We start from the raw sequence: 17,523 nt of genomic DNA on the forward strand, positions 1-17,523 counted from the left end.
CGATTTTCGGAAAGCGAAAAGGATGGTCGCTTCTGTAACTAGTTAGCAGGCGCGGTCAATCGACCTTGGCGTGCCGCCGGTGCCGCCACTTGCGCGCGATCCACAGCCGCCAGCCCAGCGCGGACAGCGCATAGCCCGCGCCCGCGAGCACCGCCGTCAGGATCAGCAGCCCCAACCCCGTCGCCGCGCCCGCCTCCATCAGCCAGGGCAGCCAGCCGATCTGCTCCGCCGCGTCCGCGACGGGGCTGCCGGCGAAGTGCTGGTCGACGCGCAGGAACCAGCTGCCGACGAAATAGGCGGCCAGCCAGAGCGGCGGCGTCGTGAACGGGTTGGTGATGAACGTCGTCAGCGCCGCCGCCGGAATATTGGCCCTGATCGGCAGGGCGAGCAGCGCCGAGAAGAAGATCTGCGCGACGGGAAACAGGATGCCCGTCACCATGCCCAGCGCCACGCCGCGCGGCACGGAGCGGCGGGTCGCGCGCCACAGCGCCGGATGCAGCACGCGGTGGGCGACGGGGCGGATCCAGCGGTTCCGCTCCATGCCCTCGCGGGTCGGCATGTTGCGCTGGCCCCAGGCGACCGCGCGGTGGAACAGGCCGGGAGGCGCCATGCTCGCCATCAGCCGCGCTCCCGCATGATGCGGGCCGCGTCGCGCTTCCACTCGCGCTCCTTGATGTGCTCGCGCTTGTCGTGCGCCTTTCTGCCCTTCGCCAACGCCAGCTCCACTTTCGCGCGGCCCCGGCCGTTGAAGTAAACGGACAGGGGTACGAGCGTCATACCCTCGCGCGCGACGGCGCCGTGCAGCTTGTTTATCTCGCGCTCGTGAAGCAGCAGTTTACGCGGGCGCCGCGGTTCGTGGTTGAAGCGGTTGCCGTGGCTGAATTCCGGCACGTTGGAGTTGACCAGCCACACCTCGTCGCCCTTCACCTCGGCATAGGCCTCGGTGATCGAGCCCTCGCCGAAACGCAGCGACTTCACCTCCGTGCCGGTGAGCGCGATCCCGGCCTCGAACCGGTCTTCGATGGCGTAGTCGAAGCGGGCGCGCCGATTCTCGGCCACCACTTTTTTCTTGTCGAAGGCTTCCGGCTTGGGACGCGACATAGAGGTGGCATGTAAGCGCAACACGGGCGGAACGGAAGCGGCACAGGCCGCGCGCCTGGGCCATTTCGTCGCCGCCCCGTCGCGCGGCGGTTCTCGACGACAGTTGTAATCAGTAGCGGGCGGACGACCGAGGGGGAGAACCGATTCATGAGCCCGTTCCGCCATCTGATGATCACCCTGTCCGCCGCCGCGCTCGCCGCCGCCTCGCCTGCCCCGACGCCGGGCGAGTCGTTCGCGGCGGAGGTCGTCGCGCTGGCGGGCTCGACGACGTTCGACGCGGCGACCTGGCTGGCGGCTCACGGGCTGGCGGCGCAGGACGCGGATGCGGCGGCGGTGCTCGGGGCGTTGCGTCGCGCGGGGCCGATCGAGCTGGTGTCGCTCAACGAGCAGGGCACGCTTCTGGAGACGACGATGCGGCGCAAGGCGGACGGGCGCAGCTTCCGCGTCGTCGGCGTCGCCGCGAAGGATGGGCCCGGCAAACTCCGCGCGCTGTTCGCGGTGCCGGTGCCCACGCCCTACACGATGCCGGCGTTCGCGGGGCCGTTGTCCGAAGCGGACCTGAAAAAGGCGGTGGACGCGCGCGTCTCCTTCGCGGCGGAGCGCGACGAGTTCTCGGGCACGGTGCTGGTGATGCACGGCGACCGCGTCGTCTACGCCCGCAGCGTCGGCCAGGCCGACCGCGAGGCGGGCGCGGCGAACGGGCCGGACACGAAGTTCAACATCGGCTCCATGGGCAAGATGTTCACCGCCGTCGCCGTCATGCAGCAGGTCGAGGCGGGCAAGCTGTCGCTCGATACGACCGTGGGCCAGGTCCTGCCCGACTATCCGAACGAGGCCGCCCGCGCGGTCACGGTGCGGCAGCTGCTCAACCATAGCGCCGGGCTCGGCAACCTCTGGGAGCGGAAAGGTTGGAACAGGACGGGGCGCTACCCGACCGCGGCCTCCGTCCTGCCCGTCTTCGCCGCCGAGCCGCTGATGTTCGCACCGGGAAGCAGGGCCGGCTACAGCAACGAAGGTTTCGTGCTGCTCTCCGCAATGGTGGAGCGGCTCGCGGGTGTGCCGTTCCCCGCCTATGTGGAACGACACATTCTCGCGCCCGCCGGCATGCACGATACGTCGCAGGCGGACCAGGATCAGCCGCTCGCCGGGCGCGCGATGGGCTACCGCTACGCGGAGGCGGACCTACTGGGTCTAGGCGATCGCGAGCGCATGCCGGAGCCGATCTCGCTGGGGTCGAACGGCGCGGGCGGGCAGTTCGCGACCGCAGCCGACATGCTCCGGTTCCTCCAAGCGCTACGTGGGGGCGAGCTGATCAGCGCCCGATCACTCGCTACGCTCGTCGCACCAGGGGGCGGTCAACGGAACTACGGCTTGGGCTTCGAGCGCGACGCGGACGGCGCGCTGATCGGGCATGACGGCGGAGGTCCGCACTCGGGCGTCAACGCCGACGCGAAGATCGCGCCGGTCACGGGCTGGAGTTACGCGGTGATGGGCAATTACGACGCGCCGTTCGCGCAGGTGCTGGGCAAGGACATCGGCGAGCTCCTGACCGCGATGGACTAGAACGGCACCTTGAAGCGCAGCATGACGCGATTGCTCTGGACGCCGCCGACGCTCGCGGCCTCCGTCTCGGCCGAGAGCTTGCCCGGACCCAGCGCCATCTCAGCGCGGGGCAGCGTCGGGTCGTCGTAGCGCTCGGGCAGCGGCTTTAGCCGGTACTGGTCGTCGTCGCGACGGCCGCAAACGACGATATCGCCCGGCTCGCCCTCGCCGGGCTCGCACTCGCGCGCCGGGCGGAGCCGCTCCGGCCTGGGCGCGGGCGGACCCGCTACGGACTGAAGGCCGAGAAGCAGCGCGACGTACATCGGACCTCCCGAGGAGAGGAGGCCAACAGCATGCCGGGCGATTGCGGCGGGAGCGTGGCCCCCCGTTCCTCCCCGGAACGGGGAGGGGGACCAGCGAAGCTGGTGGAGGGGCGGCTGCGACGGGAGCCGCCCTTCGCTACCGCCCCTCCACCACCGGCCCAAGAGGGCCGGCGGTCCCCCTCCCCTTAGCGGGGGAGAATCAGACTAACCCGGCATGCGCCAGCCCGGCATCCACCGCGGCGCGGCTCGCCTCGCTGGGCCACGTCATCGGCAGGCGCAGCGTTTCCGGGAAGCCGGGCCGCACGCGCGTCATGGCGTACTTCACCGGGCCGGGCGAGGCATCGATAAAGAGCGCGACGTGGAGCGGGAACAAGCGGTCGTGCAGCTCCAGCGCCTTCGCGTAATCGCCCGCCTCGCAGGCGGCCTGAAAGTCGGCGCAGAGCCGCGGGGCGACGTTGGCGGTCACCGAGATGCACCCCACCCCGCCCATGCTGTTGAAGGCGAGCGCGAGGTCGTCATTGCCCGACAGCTGGCGGAAGTCGGGGCCGAGCGCGGCGCGGTGCTCCGACACACGGGCGAGCGCACCGCTGGCGTCCTTCACGCCGACGAACAGCTCCGGGAACTCGCGGACGATGCGGATTAGCGTCGCGGGCTGGATGTCCGTCACCGTCCGGGCCGGCACGTTGTAGAGCAGGATCGGCAGCGCCGCGCCTTTCGCGAGCGTTGCGAAATGCTGGTAGATGCCTTCCTGGCTCGGGCGATTGTAGTAGGGCGGCACCATCAGCGCCGCGTCCGCGCCCGCGTCGCGCGCGGCGGCGAGGTTGCCGGCGGCGACGCGCGTGTCGTTCGATCCCGCGCCCGCGATGACGGGCACGCGCCCCCTCGCCTGTTCGACGCAGATCGCAACGGCGCGGAACTGCTCCTCCATCGTCAGCGTCGCCGCTTCGCCCGTCGTGCCGCAGGCGACCAGCGCCGACGAGCCTTCGGCGATCTGCCATTCGATCAGCTCGCGATACGCGGCCTCGTCGACGGCGCCGTCGGGCGCGAACGGCGTGACGAGCGCCGGAATGGAACGGGAGAACATGTTGGATTCCGCCTCTTTTGCGGCGAGCCGTGGAACGCCGTTCAGGACAGATACGGGTAAGTCCGATATTCTGTCCACATGATCGGCTTCGCTCTTCGTTCGACCGCCGCCGTCGCGGTGCTGGCCCAGGTACCCGGCGCGTCCACCACCGCGCCCGTACAATCGACCTCGCCCGCGCCCTATGCGGCTCCGGCGAGCCCGTACGGCGACACCAATATCGCCTCGACGATCGCGGAGTGGCGCTCGCTCCAGCAGACGGACGCCCTGCCCTTCGACAGCTATGCGCGCTTCCTCGTCGCGCATCCGGGCTGGCCCGGCGAGGCGGGGATGCGGCGCGCGGCCGAGCGGCAGGCGTTGACGGGCGTGCCGTCGGGCGTCGTCGCCTTCTTCAACCGCTACCCGGCGCAGACCGCGTCGGGCGCCTACGCCCATGCCCGCGCGCTCGCCGCGACGGGCGACCAGGTCGCCGCGCGCGAGCAGGCCCGGCGCGCTTGGCGCATGCCGTCGCTCTCCGCGTCGGACGAGAGCGCGCTGCTCGCCACCTTCGGCTTCGCGCTGACGCCCGAGGACCACGACGCGCGCGCCGACGCGCTGCTGTGGGGCGGGCAGACGAGCGCCGCGTCGCGCGTGTTGCCACTGACCTCGGCCGCGCGCCGCCCGGCGCTGGAGGCGCGGCTGGCGCTGCGGAGCAATGGGGCCGCCGCCGCGGGCGTCGCGACCAACGCGGCGGAGCTGTACCGCAACGACGCGGGCTTCATCGCCGACCGTGCGGCGTGGCTGCGCAACAACGGCGCGGAGGCGTCGGCGCGCGACTGGCTCGCCCGGCCGCGCTCGCTCGTCCACCGGCCGGCGAACGTCGAGAAGTGGTACGAGACGCTGCTCACCGCTGCGCGCGGGGCGGCGGCGGACGGGCGGCACCAGCTCGCCTACGACATCGCGCGCCAGATCGACGACGCCTACCCGGCCGGCACCGACGTCTCGACCAAGCCGTACGGCGAGCGCGACGATTACACGAGCCTGGCCTGGCTCGCGGGCCAGTCGGCGCTCCGCATCGGCCGGCCGGCAGACGCGATGACGATGTTCGACCGCTACGGTCGCGGCGTGAAGTCGCCGCAGACGCGCGCCAAGGGCTTCTACTGGGCCGCGCGCGCCGCCGAGCGCGCCGGCCAGGCGATGCAGGCCACGACCTTCTACCAGAACGCGGCCGCCTATCGCGGGCAATATTACGGGCAGCTCGCGCTCGAGAAGCTCGGTCAGCCTATGACCGCGCCGTACCAGACCGCATCGCTCGCCGTTCAGCCCGCCGAGCGTCTCGCGTTCGAGCAGAACGAGGTGGTGCGCGCGGCGCGCTTCCTGGGCTCGATCGGCTCGCGTCAGGACCAGACGCAGTTCATCAAGCAGATCGCGGCCAATATCGACACGGGCGCCGAGCACGACCTAGCGCTCGAGCTGTCCAGGCAGATCAACCGGCCGGACCTCGCCGTCATGGCCGACCGTACGCTGGGCCAGGGCGGTAGCGGCTATTTCTCCGCGGCGGGGTTCCCGACCGTGACGGTGCCGACCGGCTACGAGAACAACTGGGTCATGATCCACGCGATCACGCGCCAAGAGTCGCAGTTCGACCGCACCGCGATCAGCCACGCGGGCGCGCGCGGGCTGATGCAGCTCATGCCGGGCACCGCGCGCGAGCAGGCGGGCAAGCTCGGGCTCCAGCTCGGCAGCCTCGACCAGCTGTTCCAAGACCCGTCGCTGACCATCAAGCTCGGATCCAGCTATTTCGACCGCATGTACGCGCTCTACGGCAGCTACCCGCTCGCCGTCGCCGCCTACAACGCCGGGCCCGGCAACGTGAACAAGTGGCTGCGCGCCAACGGCGACCCGCGCACGGGCTCGATCGACACGGTCGACTGGGTGGAGGCGATTCCGTTCACCGAGACGCGCAACTACGTCCAGCGCGTGCTGGAGAACGCGGTGGTGTACGACCTGCTCAACCCCGAGCGGGCGCGGAGCCGCGGCAACACCCGGCTCAGCTGGTACTTGGGGCGCGGCACGCGGGTGGGCTAAGCCCGCCGGCGATGGACCGTCCCAACTATATCACCCCCGCCGGCTTCGCCGCGCTCCGGGCCGAGTACGACCGGCTGTTCGCGACCGAGCGGCCGCAAATCGTCGAGACCGTCAGCTGGGCCGCCGGCAACGGCGATCGGTCGGAGAACGGCGATTATATCTACGGCCGCAAGCGCCTGCGCGAGATCGACCGACGCTTGGGCTGGCTATCGAAGCGGATGAAGGCGGCCAAAGTCGTCGATCCCGCCAAGCAGGCCGACCGCTCGCGCATCTGGTTCGGCGCGACGGTAACGGTCGCCGACGAGGACGATAACGAGCGCACGCTGACTTTGGTCGGCGACGACGAAGCGGACGCGGGCGCGGGGCTTGTGGGCTGGAACGCCCCGATCGCCCGCGCGCTGCGCGGTGCCGGCGTGGGCGACCTCCGGCGCGTGAACCTGCCCGCGGGCGAGCGGGAATATGAGGTGATCGCCGTCGCCTACCCGGCGGAATGAGGAACGCGGGCGCGGGGACGCCCGTTCTCTCCGGCGAAGGAGAGCATCATGGCCGAGAACCCCCGCACCACCGCCGCGCGCGACAACGACGACAGCGACATCATCGAGGCCGCGGCCGACCTGCCCACGCCCGGCCACTCGAACGCGAGCGGCCACGGAATCGCTGCCGACGTGGCGAGCCAGGCCGAGCTCGCCGCAGTAACCGATCCGGAATCCCGCGTCCGCCCGCAGAAGGACGACGACATCCACCACGACCAGCGCCGCGCCTCGGGCAAGCCGCGCGACATGACGGGGTGACGCCGGCACTCAAGCGCGCGTACAGGGTGGGCCCATGTCCGAGCCCACCCGCAACGTCGCGCTGCTGATCGACGCCGACAACGCCCAGCCCTCCGCGATAGACCCCGTGCTGACCGTTCTCGCCGAGCTCGGGACGGTCAACGTACGCCGCGCCTATGGCAATTGGTCCAAGCCCGGCCTGGGGGGCTGGCGCGAGAAGCTGGTGAGCTTCGGCATCGAGCCTCAGCAGCAGTTCGACCTCACCAAGGGGAAGAACGCGACCGACATGAAGATGACGATCGACGCGATGGACCTCATGTTCCGCGGCCGCATCGACGCGTTCGGGATCATGTCGTCGGACAGCGACTTCATGCCGCTCGCGATGCGGCTGCGCCAGGAAGGCCTGCCCGTCTACGGCTTCGGCACCAGCCGCGCTCCCGAGGCGTTCCGCAACGCCTGCTCGCGCTTCATCGACGTCGCCGCGCTGCTCGCCGAGCCGCAGGTGGAGCAACCCACTCCGCCGCCCGCCGCGGCCGCCCCGGCCGCTCCCGCTGAGCTCGAACCCGAGCCGCACCCGCTAGGCGATGCGCTTCCTCCGCCGATCAAGGCCAAGCTCGCGCCAGGCAAAGACCCGGAGCTGCTGAAGCTGCTCTTCGATGCCTACGACTCGGTCAAGAAGGACGCGAAGGGCTACGCTAACCTCTCCGCCATGGGCCAGCTAGCTGGCAACCGCTCCAGCTTCGACGCGCGCAACTACGGGTTCAAACGCTTGTCCGACCTGATCGAGGCGGTGGACCAGTTCCGCGTCGAGCGGCGGGAGAACGGGCTTTGGGTGAAGCGAGTACGGTGAGCATTGATCCACGCCAGCTCACGTCCGACCGCTAGGGCTTTGGGACGCTCACCCATTTACCGGCTCTACACGTGATCGGCGTGTTCGACAGCGATCGACCGGCCGCCGTCTCCCGCTCGACCGCGTCCCAGAAGCGGATCATGAGCTCCCGGTCTTCGGCTGGCGCGTACAGGAACGTGTCACGCGCCAGCACGAGTACGACCTGACCCGCAACGCCGTTGGGAGTTTTAGGACCGCAAAAGCTTGGGTCAGCCAGCACGCTGGGAGCTAACCCACTATCGGCGGTGAAACCTAAGACGCCGTTCTCGTTGGAAAGCCGAACCTGCGCCAAAGGTCCAACACGCAATTTGATGTTTGCCGCGGCACGCGCCCAGGCAGTCTCCTCGTTCACACCCCAGCGCTTCAGGTCGTCCTTGCTCGCCGTGCGGATCGTTTCCGGCGAGTCGACGGCGAGAAAGAAGGACAGATCGCCCGCCATCGGTCGAGGGGTAATGAATTGGTCGAGCTTCGCGCCTGGCGAAACGCTGGCCTTCAGATAGTCGCTCGGCCTGACCAAGACGACGAGCTGATCGATCGCATCCGCGCCCTCGTCGGCGGCCGACAGGACGGACGCGAAACGCTGCAGGATCGCGTCCAGCTCGCTCGGGTCGGCGAGATAGGAGGCGTAAGCGTTGTCGATGAAGAAGGTGAGTTCCTCTCCGTTCGCCTTCTTGCCCTTGAACGTATGCTCGTCGACGATCGATGTCGGCTGCCCAGTTTTCTTGGCGACGGCCGAAGCTAAGCGATCGCGGAACTCCGCTTCCCGCAGCGTCTGCGCGGGAGCGGGTTCAGCATAGCCGAGCAGTAGCGCCGCGACGAGCGCAGCGGCCCTCAACGCGTCAGCTTCTTGTACGCCAACCGCGTCGGCCGATCCGCCGCGTCGCCCAGGCGACGCCGCTTATCCTCCTCGTAGCTCTCGTAATTGCCCTCGAACCACTCGACATGGCTGTTGCCCTCGAACGCCAGGATGTGCGTGCACAGGCGGTCGAGGAAGAAGCGGTCGTGGCTGATGACCACGGCGCAGCCGGCGAACGTCTCCAGCGCCTCCTCAAGCGCGCGCAGCGTCTCGACGTCGAGGTCGTTGGTGGGCTCGTCAAGCAGGAGGACGTTGCCGCCCTCCTTCAGCATCTTGGCCATGTGCACGCGGTTGCGCTCGCCGCCCGAGAGCTGGCCGACCTTCTTCTGCTGGTCGGGCCCGCGGAAGTTGAACGCGCCCACATAGGCGCGCGTGCCCAGCTCCTGTTTGCCGAAGCGGAACACGTCCAGCCCGTCCGAGATCTCCTCCCAGACGTTCTTGTTGGCGTCCAGGTGGTCGCGCGACTGGTCGACATAACCGAGCTTGACGGTGGTGCCGATCTCGATCGTGCCCGCATCGGGCTGCTCCTGCCCGGTGATCAGCTTGAACAGCGTCGACTTGCCCGCACCATTGGGGCCGATCACGCCGACGATGCCGCCGGGCGGTAGCGTGAAGTCGAGGCCTTCGAACAGCAGCTTGTCGCCGTAGCTCTTGGTCAGGCCCTTGGCCTCGATCACCTTGCCGCCGAGGCGCTCAGGCAGCTGGATCAGAATCTGCGCCTTGCCCGCGACGCGGTTCTCCTGCTTCTCCATCAGCTCGTCGAAAGCGCGGATACGGGCCTTCGACTTTGACTGGCGGGCTTTCGGCGTCTGCCGCATCCAGGCGAGCTCGTCGGCGATCGCCTTTTGGCGGCCCGCCTCCTCGCGCTCTTCTTGCTCCAGGCGCTTGGCCTTCTTCTCAAGGTAGCCCGAGTAGTTGGACTCGTAGGTGTAGTAGCGGCCGCGATCGAGCTCGAGCACCCAGTTCACGACGTTGTCGAGGAAGTAGCGGTCGTGGGTAACGAGAATGACGTTCCCCGCATACTCCTTCAGGAAGTTCTCTAGCCACGCGACGCTCTCGGCGTCGAGGTGGTTGGTGGGCTCGTCGAGCAGCAGGATGTCGGGCTTTTCGAGCAGGAGCCGGCACAGCGCTACCCGGCGCTTCTCGCCGCCCGAGAGCTTGGACACGTCGGCGTCGGACGGCGGGCAGCGCAGCGCCTCCATCGCCTGTTCGAGCTGGCTGTCGAGCGTCCAGCCGTCCACCGCGTCGATCTTGGCCTGGAGATCGCCCATCTCCTCCATCAGCGCGTCGAAGTCGGTGTCGTCCTGGGGGTCGCCCATCTCAGCGGAGATGGCGTTGAACCGGTCGACCAGGTCGGCGACGTCCTTCGCACCCTGACGGACATTCTCGATGACGTTCTTGCTCGGATCGAGCTGCGGCTCCTGCGCCAGATAGCCGACGCGCACGCCTTCGGCGGGCCAGGCCTCGCCGGTGAAGTCCGGGTCCATGCCCGCCATGATCTTCATCAGCGTCGACTTGCCCGCGCCGTTCGGGCCGATGATCGCGATCTTGGCGCCGGGGATGAACTGCAGGTGGATGTTGTTGAGCACGGGCTTGTTCGCGCCCGGGAAGGTCTTGGTCAGACCCTTCATGACGTAGGTGTACTGGACGGCCATGGCGGCGCGGTCGCTCCGTTGGTTCAGGGTTTCCGGAAAGTCGCCGCCATGTAGTCGCGCGTCCGCCCGTTGGCAAACCGGGGACGGCCCCGTAACCACTGATGCATGAAGAGATTCGCCCTGCTCGCCGCGGCCGCGCTCGCCGCCCCGCTCGCCGCGCAAACCCCCGCCATCACGCAGCCCGCCGCGCCCTCGCCGCCGCCAACTCCGATCAAGGTCGACCCGTTCGTCGCCAAGCTCCGCGATGCGGCGCTTCAGGACGATCTGGCGTACGAGATCACGGAAGGGCTGACGACCGAGGTTGGCCAGCGGCTCGCCGCGACGGAGGCGGAGGCGCGCGGGCGGACCTGGGCCGTCGCCAAGCTGAAGGCGCTCGGCTTCAGGAACGTGCGCGTGGAGCCGTTCACCATGCCCGTGTGGGTGCGTGGGCAGGAGACGGCGGAGATCACCGCGCCCTTCCCGCAGAAGCTGGAGCTCACGGCGCTCGGCAACTCGGCCGCGACCCCTCCGCAAGGGATCACCGCGCCCGTGGTTGTGTTCCGCGAGTATAACGACCTGCTCGCCGCGCCCGACGGGTCCTTGCGCGGCAAAATCGCCTATATCGGCCACGACATGGCGCCGACGCAGGACGGCTCCAGCTACGGCGCGTACGGCGTCGCGCGGCGCGCAGGCCCGGCGATCGCGTCACGCAAGGGTGCGGTCGCGGTGGTGATCCGCTCGATCGGCACCGACGAGCAGCGGCTGCCGCACACGGGCGGGACCAACTTCCCCGCCGGCGTCCAGCCGATCCCGGCGGCGGCGCTGTCGCATTCCGACGCCAATCAGCTCGAACGCATCGCCGCGCGCGGCAAGCCGGTTACGATGCGCCTGGTGCTCACCCCGCGCCAGCTCGGCCGGGGCGAGTCGGGTAACGTCGTCGCCGAGATCCCCGGCACGGACCGGAACGCGGGCGTGGTGCTGATCGGCGGGCACCTGGACAGCTGGGACCTCGGCACGGGCGCGATTGACGACGCGTCGGGCTTGGGCATCACCACGGCGGCGGCCAAGCGCATCATGGACTCCGGCCGGCGGCCCCGGCGCACGATCCGCGTCGTGTGGTTCGGCGCGGAGGAGGTCGGCGTGTTCGGCGGCCGCGCCTACGCCCAGGCGCATGGCGGTGAGCGACACGACACCGCCGCCGAATCGGATTTCGGCGCCGACCGCATCTGGCGTTTCGAGACCAACTTCCTGCCCGGCGCGAAGGCGGTAACCGACAGGCTCGGCGCGGCGCTCTCGCCGCTTGGCATCAGCCGCGGCACGGGCAGGGCGGGCGACGGCGCGGACGTCGGCCCCATGTTCGCGCTCGGCACGCCGGCGGTCGATCTCAACCAGTCGGGCGAGCGCTATTTCGACATCCACCACACGCCCGACGACACGCTGGAGCGCGTCGACAAGGAGCAGCTGCGCCAAAATGTGGCGGCCTGGACGGCGATGCTGGCCGTGGTCGCCTATGCGCCCGAGGAGCTCGGCCCGGTGCCGGTCGCCAAATAAGGCGAAAAAGTGGCAGAACCTCTTGACCTACTGATTTGGTAGGGTATTCAGAGCTCATCGCAACGAGCGGGGGCTCCTTGCGAGTCGAGACTTGGGAGTTTGCTCATGAAGAAGATCGCTTTCGCCGTGGCCGCCGCCGGCCTGATGTCGCTCGCCGCCTGCAATTCGCAGCAGGCCGAGAACGCCGAGGCCAATGCCGAGGCGCGCGCCGACAACCTGCACTCGGCCGCCGACAACCTCGAGGCCGCGTCCGAGAACGCGACCACCGAGAACGCCGAGGACGCGCTGGAGAACGCCGCCGAGAACACCGAGGCGGCCGCCGACAACGTCGAAGAGAACGCCGACAACCAGACCGACGTCAACTAAGACGCGCGGTCCGAGGAGCCCGGACATGAGGACGCTCTCGATCGCGCTCGCCGCGGCCGGCCTTCTGGCCGCCGCGGCGTGCTCCCGGTCGCCCGAGGAAGCGGCGGTGATCAACAACGCCGACGCCCTCGCGGCCGAACTGGAGGCGCAGGCCGACAACATGGAGGCGCTGGCCGAGAACGCGGCCGACGCCAACGCGGCCGCGGCGATCGAGAGTGCGTCGGAGAACCTCGAGGACGTCGCGGAGAATGTCCGCGACGTCGCCGAGGACGTCGCCGCTAATCTCTAGCGCAGGGCGGCTTGCGCTACCGCGTAGCGCAAGACTCGCCCAAGCTCGGCCGGCGCGAGTCCGCTCGCAACCGACGACGCGGCTCCGCCGCGGCGCTTCTCCGGGTAGGTGGTTTGAGGGCGCTTCCGTTCGCGGGAGCGCCCTTCTTCTATGGCGAAGCCGTCTGGAATGGTCGGGGAGACAGGATTCGAACCTGCGACATCTTGCTCCCAAAGCAAGCGCGCTACCAGACTGCGCCACTCCCCGGCCAAGCACCGACGCAGGTAGCGAAGCTGTTCTTGACGCGCAACTAGCCTAGCCGGTGCTGCCCGGTATGTTGGTGGGCCCGGCAGGACTCGAACCCGCAACCTAGCCGTTATGAGCGGCCAGCTCTAACCATTGAGCTACAGGCCCCACCGGCGGCCGGACTAGCTGAAATCGTTGCAGGACAGAAGAGCGCTTCGACACGGTCCGGCGTCCGCCAGCGCCGCGGCGAAGCCGCGTCGTCGACCCTCGCAAGGCGAGGCCGGCCGGGCTTGGGCGAGTCTTGCGCTAGCTGCTAGCGCAAGCCGCCCGGTGCCCGCGTGAACGGTACGAACGCGACCGGCAACACCGAGCGCCGCCGCACCGTCCCGTCCGCCCGCTTCTCGATCAGCAGCAGCTCCTGGTCGCCCCGCCCCACCGGGATCACCATGCGCCCGCCCGGCTTCAGCTGCTCCACGAGCGGCGGCGGGACGTGGTCGGCGCCGGCGGTCACGATGATCGCGTCGAACGGCCCGCGCTCCGGCCAGCCGGCATAGCCGTCGCCGTGCCGCACCTCGACGTTTGCGTAACCCAACCGCGCGAGCCGGGCCGCCGACGAGCGCGCCAGCGGCTCGACGATCTCGACGCTGTGCACCCGTCGCACGAGCCGCGACAGCACCGCCGCCTGATAACCCGACCCGGTGCCTACCTCGAGCACGACATGGCCGGGCCGCGGCTCCAGCAGGTCGGTCATGAGCGCGACGATATAGGGCTGAGAGATCGTCTGATCCTCGCCGATCGGCAACGGCCGGTTCTCGTAGGCGCGTCCGCGTAGATCCGGCGGAACGAACTCGTGCCGCGGCACCGCCCGCAACGCGTCGAGCACCGCGGGTGAGATCCGCGCCCTGTCCCGCACGCCCGCCGCGGCGGCGGTGGAGCGGACGGCTGCGATCATCGCCGCGCGCTCGGCCTCGTAGCCCTGCATGGCCGCGGCCGGCAGCAGCGCCGCTCCGATGCCGGCGATGATCTGTTCCAGCGTCACGTTCGGCTCCGGCATGTTCAACGCCCGACACGGGCCCGCGGTGCCGTACGGAACCGGCGTGGGAGCCGAACGCTCTACGGAAAAGCAGGAGACGGATGATGGCGAAGCTCAAGCGGACGGCCCCTCTCGCGCTGCTGCTCACGGCCGCGGCGTGCGGCGGCGGCGAGGACGACCGTCGGACGGAGGCGAACAGCGTCGCCGAAGATCCGTTCGGCGCAACCGGTGCGCCCGGCGCCGACATGACCGACAACGGCGTGAACGACGGCGCGTCGGGTCCCGCCGACAACGCCGCCGAGTCGGTCGCGAACGGGAGCTGAGCCACGTGAAGGGCCTCACCGAAGACCATCTCGCCACGCTCCGGCGGCACATGGTCGAGGTGATTGACATCGAGTACGAGCTGACGGGCGACGACACGAGCCGGCCGCGCATGGATGAGCGGCTGCGCGGGGCGATGCTGTCGCTGCCCCGCCACTTGTTCGTCCCGCCCCAGCTCGGCGCGCTCGCCTATCAGGACCGGCCGCTGCCGATCGGGTTCGACAAGACGATCTCGCAGCCCTTCATGTCGGCGCTGATGATCGACCTGCTCGACCTCCGGCCGGGCGACCGCGTGCTCGAGGTCGGCACGGGCCTGGGCTACCAGACGGCGCTCCTCGCCGACCTCGCCGGCGAGGTGTGGAGCGTGGACGTCGTCGAGGAGTTCGTCGTCGCCGCCGCGCAACGGCTGCGCTCGCTCGACAAGACCAACGTCACGCTCCGCGTCGGCGACGGCTCGCGCGGCTGGCCCGACCAAGCGCCGTTCGACGCCATCCTGGTCAGCGCGGCCGCCAAGGAGATGCCGTCGACGCTCGCCGGCCAGCTGGAGGTAGGCGGGCGCATGGTGCTGCCCATCGGCGACAAGGGCGCGCAGAAGCTCACGCGCGTCGAGCGGACGAGCGACGACGAGGTCGCCGCCGCCGAGGTGATGCTGGTCCAGTTCACCGAGCTGGAGACCGGGCCTTAGACCTGATCGGCCGCCGCCAGCACCTCGTCCAGCGACGCCGCGCGGACGCCTAGCCGTTCCAGCCGCGCGAACATCGCGGTCCACCACGCCCAGAAACGCCTGAGGTCCTCCGCGTCGCGCACATAGGGCGTGTGCCCCGGCGCGAGCGAGGGCGAGTGGAAGGAGAAGACGAGCAACCGCACGCCGTCGCCCACGGCTATGTCCACCGCCCGGAGCGCATCGGCGAGCGGCATGCCCTCGGGCGTCAGCGCCACGCGCGAGAGCAGGCCCGACCGCGCCGCGACGCCCCTCCCCCTCGGCAGCATGCCCAATGGCCCGAACAGCCGAGCGCCCGCCGCCCGCGCCCGCCCGGTGAACACCGTGGTGAGCGGCAGTTCGAGCAGGCCGTCGACGCGATAGGCATGGTTGCCGACCGCGCCGAAGTCCGGCCCGCCCTCCCCCACATAGCTGTAGTGCGCCCGCACCGAGCTGTCGGCGAGATAGCCACGCTCGCGCAGCAGCCGCCGGGTGTTCGGCCCGATGCCGTAGCGGCCCGCGCGATAGATGCGCGGCGGCGTCCCGAACGCCCCGGCGATGGCGTCGGTCAGTCGGTCGAGCTTGGCCGCCTCCAGCGTCTCCGGCAGTGCGCCCGGAAAGCTGTCTCCCGCCCGGCGCTCCTCCTCGAAGGGCGGATTGACCCAGGCGTGGAGTTGCGCCCCGATCGCCGACCGACCGTCCGCGAGCACCTCCCGCAAAACCTCGACCGAGGCCGGGTCGGTCGCGATCGGATGATCGACGAGGCAGGTGAGCGGCGCGCCCTGATCGGCGAAGCGGCGGTGCGCGTCCGGAAAGGCCCGCATCGCCGTCGTGGAGCGCTGCGCCCGATCGAGCGGCGCGCCCCAGTCGAACTCCTCCTCGACATCGACCGTCAGCAGGAAGCGCGTTCCCCACCGATCCGGCCAGCGCACGAGCGCGTCGGCGGCCGGCGGCGGCTCGCGATAGGGCTGCGCGCGGTCAGCCACTCAAGACGTCGTCGCGTGCTCCATCGAACGATCTACGGCGGCGGGCAGCCGCAAAGTCAAGCGCTTGGGCCCGAACTCCAGCCCCCCGCCTAGCTCACCCGCGAGATTGCGCGAGACCCGGAGCGCGAAGCCGGTGCCGAGCAGCGGCGCGCCCTCCTCGTCGCCACCGTCCAGCGCGAGCAGCGCCTCCGCGTCGAGGTCGACCAGCGCGCGCGGGCGATCCACCGCGATCTCGACGCTCGACGGGTTGGCGTAGACGGAGGCGCGGATCGTCTCGCCCGCTACGCCCGCCGACACCAAGGTCGCGAGCAGGCGGCCCAGCAGCCGCTCCGCCGCGCGGTCGTCCGCCAGGGCGCGCGCGCCGTCGTCCGCATCGACGAGCACGCGGACGCCGCGCATGCCCGCGAGCGGCGCGAGGTCGCCGACCACGCGCTCGATCAACGGCTGGAGTAGTATGGGGCCGGGCCGGAGCTCCAGCGCCCCCATCTCGATGCGCGAGGCCGTGTCCAAGTCCTCGATCGCGGCGAGCAGGTCGGCGGCGCGCGTCCTGATCGCGCCCGCCTGCGCCCGGTACGTCTCGGGTACGGGGCCCAACAACTCGCTCTCGATCAGCTCAGCGAACCCGGCGATGGCGTTGGTCGGCGTGCGGAGCTCGTGGACGAGCTGGCGCAGCGAGTCCGGCGACGGCGCGCGCCGGATCGGCGCGGCGCTCTCGTCGGCGCGGGGCCGGCGGCCGGTGCCGCGGAAACCCGTGAAGCGACCCGTCGCCGGATCGAAGGTCGGAACGGCGCTCAGCCGCCATGATCCCGTCGCGGTGGACGCGCCGCCTACCTCCAACCGCGCGTCCTCGAAGCGGGAGCGGCGTCGGAACGCACCCGTCGCGACGCCGTCGATCTGCGCCATGCCCTGCACGCCCGCATGCGCGATCGACAAGCCCACCAGCGGCCCGCGCGCGACGCCCTGCACGCCGATGATCGCGCCGGTCGCGTCCGTCTCGAACTGGAAGCGCTCGGGCTTGTCATCGATGGGCTCCGCACTCTCGGCGGGCTCCTCCTCACGCCGGCGGCGGAACGCCTCGATGCGGGCGACGAGGTCGGAGATCGCGAAGCCGTCCGTCGGCGGCGGGGGCGGCGCCGTCTCCGGCTCGGTACGCGCCAGCGCTTCGGCGACGACGGGCAACCCGCGCGCGACCTCGCCCAGCGCCACGAACGGGCTCTCGCTCAGCGGCACGTTCGGCGGCGGCGTGAATAGCGGCTCGGCGGACGTGGCCGGCTCGGGCGCGGCGATCATGTCCGGCTGGAGCTCCAGCGCGTCGGGCTCCGGCAGGGCGAAGTCGATCGAGCCGAAGCTCTCCAGCGCGCGCACGACGTCGCCCGGCAGATCGCGGCGGTGCCGGAGCACGGAGCGCAGGGCGGGCGACAGCCTGGGCAGCAGCGCGATCCAGTCCACGGCCGGCAACTCCGCCGTACGCAGCACCGGCGCGGCGATCGCCAACGTGTCCTCGGCGAAGAAGCCGACCAGCCGCGCATCCGGCCGCGCATAGGCGAGCCCCCGCGCGCTCGCCGCGCGCACCTCGGCCGGCACGACTTCGCGCAGCATCCGTAGGCGCGCGATCACCGGCTCGTCCGTCGGCGCGCGGCCCCGACCGGCCAGGTCGACGAGCTGCCGCCACGCCGACCGCGCGCCGAAACCGGTCGTCACGTCGGAGTTGAGCACCGTCCTGAGGCTGTCGTCGAAACGCAATGAAACTTCCTCGCCGCGCCGGGTCCGCACCCCTGCGTCAAGAAAC

The 17,523-nt window shown here is 70.3% G+C and carries 19 protein-coding genes and 2 tRNA genes; 10 read left to right on the top strand and 11 right to left on the bottom strand.

Going from position 1 to position 17,523, the window contains the following annotated elements; all coding sequences use genetic code 11:
* Window positions 1-55: 55 nt before the first annotated feature.
* Together CKY28_RS03355 and smpB are read right to left on the bottom strand one after the other, a co-directional pair.
* Window positions 56-619 carry a DUF2062 domain-containing protein gene (locus tag CKY28_RS03355; RefSeq protein WP_095996952.1) on the bottom strand — a complete coding sequence of 188 codons (564 nt, stop codon included), beginning with the start codon at window positions 617-619 and terminating at the stop codon, window positions 56-58.
* Window positions 619-1,101: an SsrA-binding protein SmpB gene (smpB, locus tag CKY28_RS03360; RefSeq protein WP_095996953.1), complete on the bottom strand. Its 483-nt coding sequence runs from the start codon at window positions 1,099-1,101 to the stop codon at window positions 619-621. Before smpB ends, CKY28_RS03355 begins: the two co-directional genes overlap by 1 nt.
* A gap of 147 nt (window positions 1,102-1,248) precedes the next feature.
* On the opposite strand from smpB, the gene CKY28_RS03365 reads away from it, so the two are divergent.
* A complete protein-coding gene (locus tag CKY28_RS03365; protein ID WP_095996954.1) occupies window positions 1,249-2,664 on the top strand; it encodes a serine hydrolase domain-containing protein in 1,416 nt (471 codons plus the stop codon).
* Here CKY28_RS03365 and CKY28_RS03370 read toward each other — a convergent pair.
* Both CKY28_RS03370 and dapA read right to left on the bottom strand, forming a co-directional pair.
* Complete coding sequence (locus CKY28_RS03370; protein WP_095996955.1) at window positions 2,661-2,966, bottom strand: hypothetical protein; 306 nt, start codon at window positions 2,964-2,966, stop codon at window positions 2,661-2,663. The genes CKY28_RS03365 and CKY28_RS03370 overlap by 4 nt on opposite strands.
* 199 nt (window positions 2,967-3,165) lie before the next feature.
* Window positions 3,166-4,050, bottom strand: coding sequence for a 4-hydroxy-tetrahydrodipicolinate synthase (dapA, locus tag CKY28_RS03375; RefSeq protein ID WP_095996956.1), 885 nt, complete (start codon window positions 4,048-4,050; stop codon window positions 3,166-3,168).
* 78 nt (window positions 4,051-4,128) lie between these two features.
* Between dapA and CKY28_RS03380 the strand changes: the two genes are divergently transcribed.
* From CKY28_RS03380 to CKY28_RS03395, 4 genes are read left to right on the top strand one after another with little or no spacing between them, the layout of a single operon-like run.
* Window positions 4,129-6,114 (top strand): lytic transglycosylase domain-containing protein, encoded by a 1,986-nt coding sequence (locus CKY28_RS03380; protein ID WP_095996957.1) that lies wholly within the window; start codon window positions 4,129-4,131, stop codon window positions 6,112-6,114.
* 11 nt (window positions 6,115-6,125) lie between these two features.
* Complete coding sequence (greB, locus tag CKY28_RS03385) at window positions 6,126-6,608, top strand: transcription elongation factor GreB (RefSeq protein ID WP_095996958.1); 483 nt, start codon at window positions 6,126-6,128, stop codon at window positions 6,606-6,608.
* A gap of 48 nt (window positions 6,609-6,656) precedes the next feature.
* Window positions 6,657-6,905 carry a hypothetical protein gene (locus tag CKY28_RS03390; RefSeq protein WP_095996959.1) on the top strand — a complete coding sequence of 83 codons (249 nt, stop codon included), beginning with the start codon at window positions 6,657-6,659 and terminating at the stop codon, window positions 6,903-6,905.
* Window positions 6,906-6,939: 34 nt separating this feature from the next.
* Window positions 6,940-7,734 (top strand): NYN domain-containing protein, encoded by a 795-nt coding sequence (locus tag CKY28_RS03395; protein ID WP_095996960.1) that lies wholly within the window; start codon window positions 6,940-6,942, stop codon window positions 7,732-7,734.
* A 31-nt stretch (window positions 7,735-7,765) separates the two neighbouring features.
* On the opposite strand, the gene CKY28_RS03400 is transcribed toward CKY28_RS03395, so the two are convergent.
* Complete coding sequence (locus tag CKY28_RS03400) at window positions 7,766-8,608, bottom strand: DUF1444 domain-containing protein (protein WP_095996961.1); 843 nt, start codon at window positions 8,606-8,608, stop codon at window positions 7,766-7,768.
* Window positions 8,605-10,284, bottom strand: a complete 1,680-nt coding sequence (ettA, locus tag CKY28_RS03405) for an energy-dependent translational throttle protein EttA (protein WP_095996962.1) — start codon at window positions 10,282-10,284, stop codon at window positions 8,605-8,607. Before ettA ends, CKY28_RS03400 begins: the two co-directional genes overlap by 4 nt.
* Before the next feature lie 105 nt (window positions 10,285-10,389).
* On the opposite strand from ettA, the gene CKY28_RS03410 reads away from it, so the two are divergent.
* The 3 genes from CKY28_RS03410 to CKY28_RS03420 all read left to right on the top strand — a co-directional run bounded on the left by CKY28_RS03410 (window position 10,390) and on the right by CKY28_RS03420 (window position 12,469).
* Complete coding sequence (locus tag CKY28_RS03410) at window positions 10,390-11,814, top strand: M20/M25/M40 family metallo-hydrolase (RefSeq protein WP_095996963.1); 1,425 nt, start codon at window positions 10,390-10,392, stop codon at window positions 11,812-11,814.
* Window positions 11,815-11,919: 105 nt separating this feature from the next.
* Window positions 11,920-12,180 (top strand): hypothetical protein, encoded by a 261-nt coding sequence (locus CKY28_RS03415; protein WP_095996964.1) that lies wholly within the window; start codon window positions 11,920-11,922, stop codon window positions 12,178-12,180.
* 25 nt (window positions 12,181-12,205) lie between these two features.
* On the top strand, window positions 12,206-12,469 hold the full coding sequence (locus tag CKY28_RS03420) for a hypothetical protein (protein ID WP_095996965.1): 264 nt from the start codon (window positions 12,206-12,208) through the stop codon (window positions 12,467-12,469).
* Between the two features lie 169 nt (window positions 12,470-12,638).
* Here CKY28_RS03420 and CKY28_RS03425 read toward each other — a convergent pair.
* The 3 genes from CKY28_RS03425 to CKY28_RS03435 all read right to left on the bottom strand — a co-directional run bounded on the left by CKY28_RS03425 (window position 12,639) and on the right by CKY28_RS03435 (window position 13,748).
* Window positions 12,639-12,715 (bottom strand) — tRNA-Pro (locus CKY28_RS03425).
* A gap of 71 nt (window positions 12,716-12,786) precedes the next feature.
* Window positions 12,787-12,862: transfer RNA gene (locus CKY28_RS03430), tRNA-Ile, on the bottom strand.
* Between the two features lie 145 nt (window positions 12,863-13,007).
* Window positions 13,008-13,748, bottom strand: a complete 741-nt coding sequence (locus CKY28_RS03435) for a protein-L-isoaspartate(D-aspartate) O-methyltransferase (protein ID WP_176472941.1) — start codon at window positions 13,746-13,748, stop codon at window positions 13,008-13,010.
* 80 nt (window positions 13,749-13,828) lie between these two features.
* Here CKY28_RS03435 and CKY28_RS03440 point away from each other — a divergent pair, with 80 nt between their 5' ends.
* Together CKY28_RS03440 and CKY28_RS03445 are read left to right on the top strand one after the other, a co-directional pair.
* Window positions 13,829-14,050 (top strand): hypothetical protein, encoded by a 222-nt coding sequence (locus CKY28_RS03440; RefSeq protein ID WP_095996966.1) that lies wholly within the window; start codon window positions 13,829-13,831, stop codon window positions 14,048-14,050.
* 5 nt (window positions 14,051-14,055) lie between these two features.
* Window positions 14,056-14,733 (top strand): protein-L-isoaspartate(D-aspartate) O-methyltransferase, encoded by a 678-nt coding sequence (locus CKY28_RS03445; protein ID WP_095996967.1) that lies wholly within the window; start codon window positions 14,056-14,058, stop codon window positions 14,731-14,733.
* Here the strand turns inward: CKY28_RS03445 and CKY28_RS03450 are convergent.
* Window positions 14,730-15,734, bottom strand: coding sequence for a polysaccharide deacetylase family protein (locus tag CKY28_RS03450; protein ID WP_095996968.1), 1,005 nt, complete (start codon window positions 15,732-15,734; stop codon window positions 14,730-14,732). The two genes, CKY28_RS03445 and CKY28_RS03450, sit on opposite strands and share 4 nt — an antisense overlap.
* Window positions 15,735-17,477, bottom strand: a complete 1,743-nt coding sequence (locus tag CKY28_RS03455; protein WP_095996969.1) for a sensor histidine kinase — start codon at window positions 17,475-17,477, stop codon at window positions 15,735-15,737.
* Between the last annotated feature and the right edge of the window lie 46 nt (window positions 17,478-17,523).

It is taken from the genome of Sphingomonas lenta, assembly GCF_002288825.1.
In the GTDB taxonomy this organism is placed as follows: Bacteria; Pseudomonadota; Alphaproteobacteria; order Sphingomonadales; family Sphingomonadaceae; genus Sphingomonas; species Sphingomonas lenta.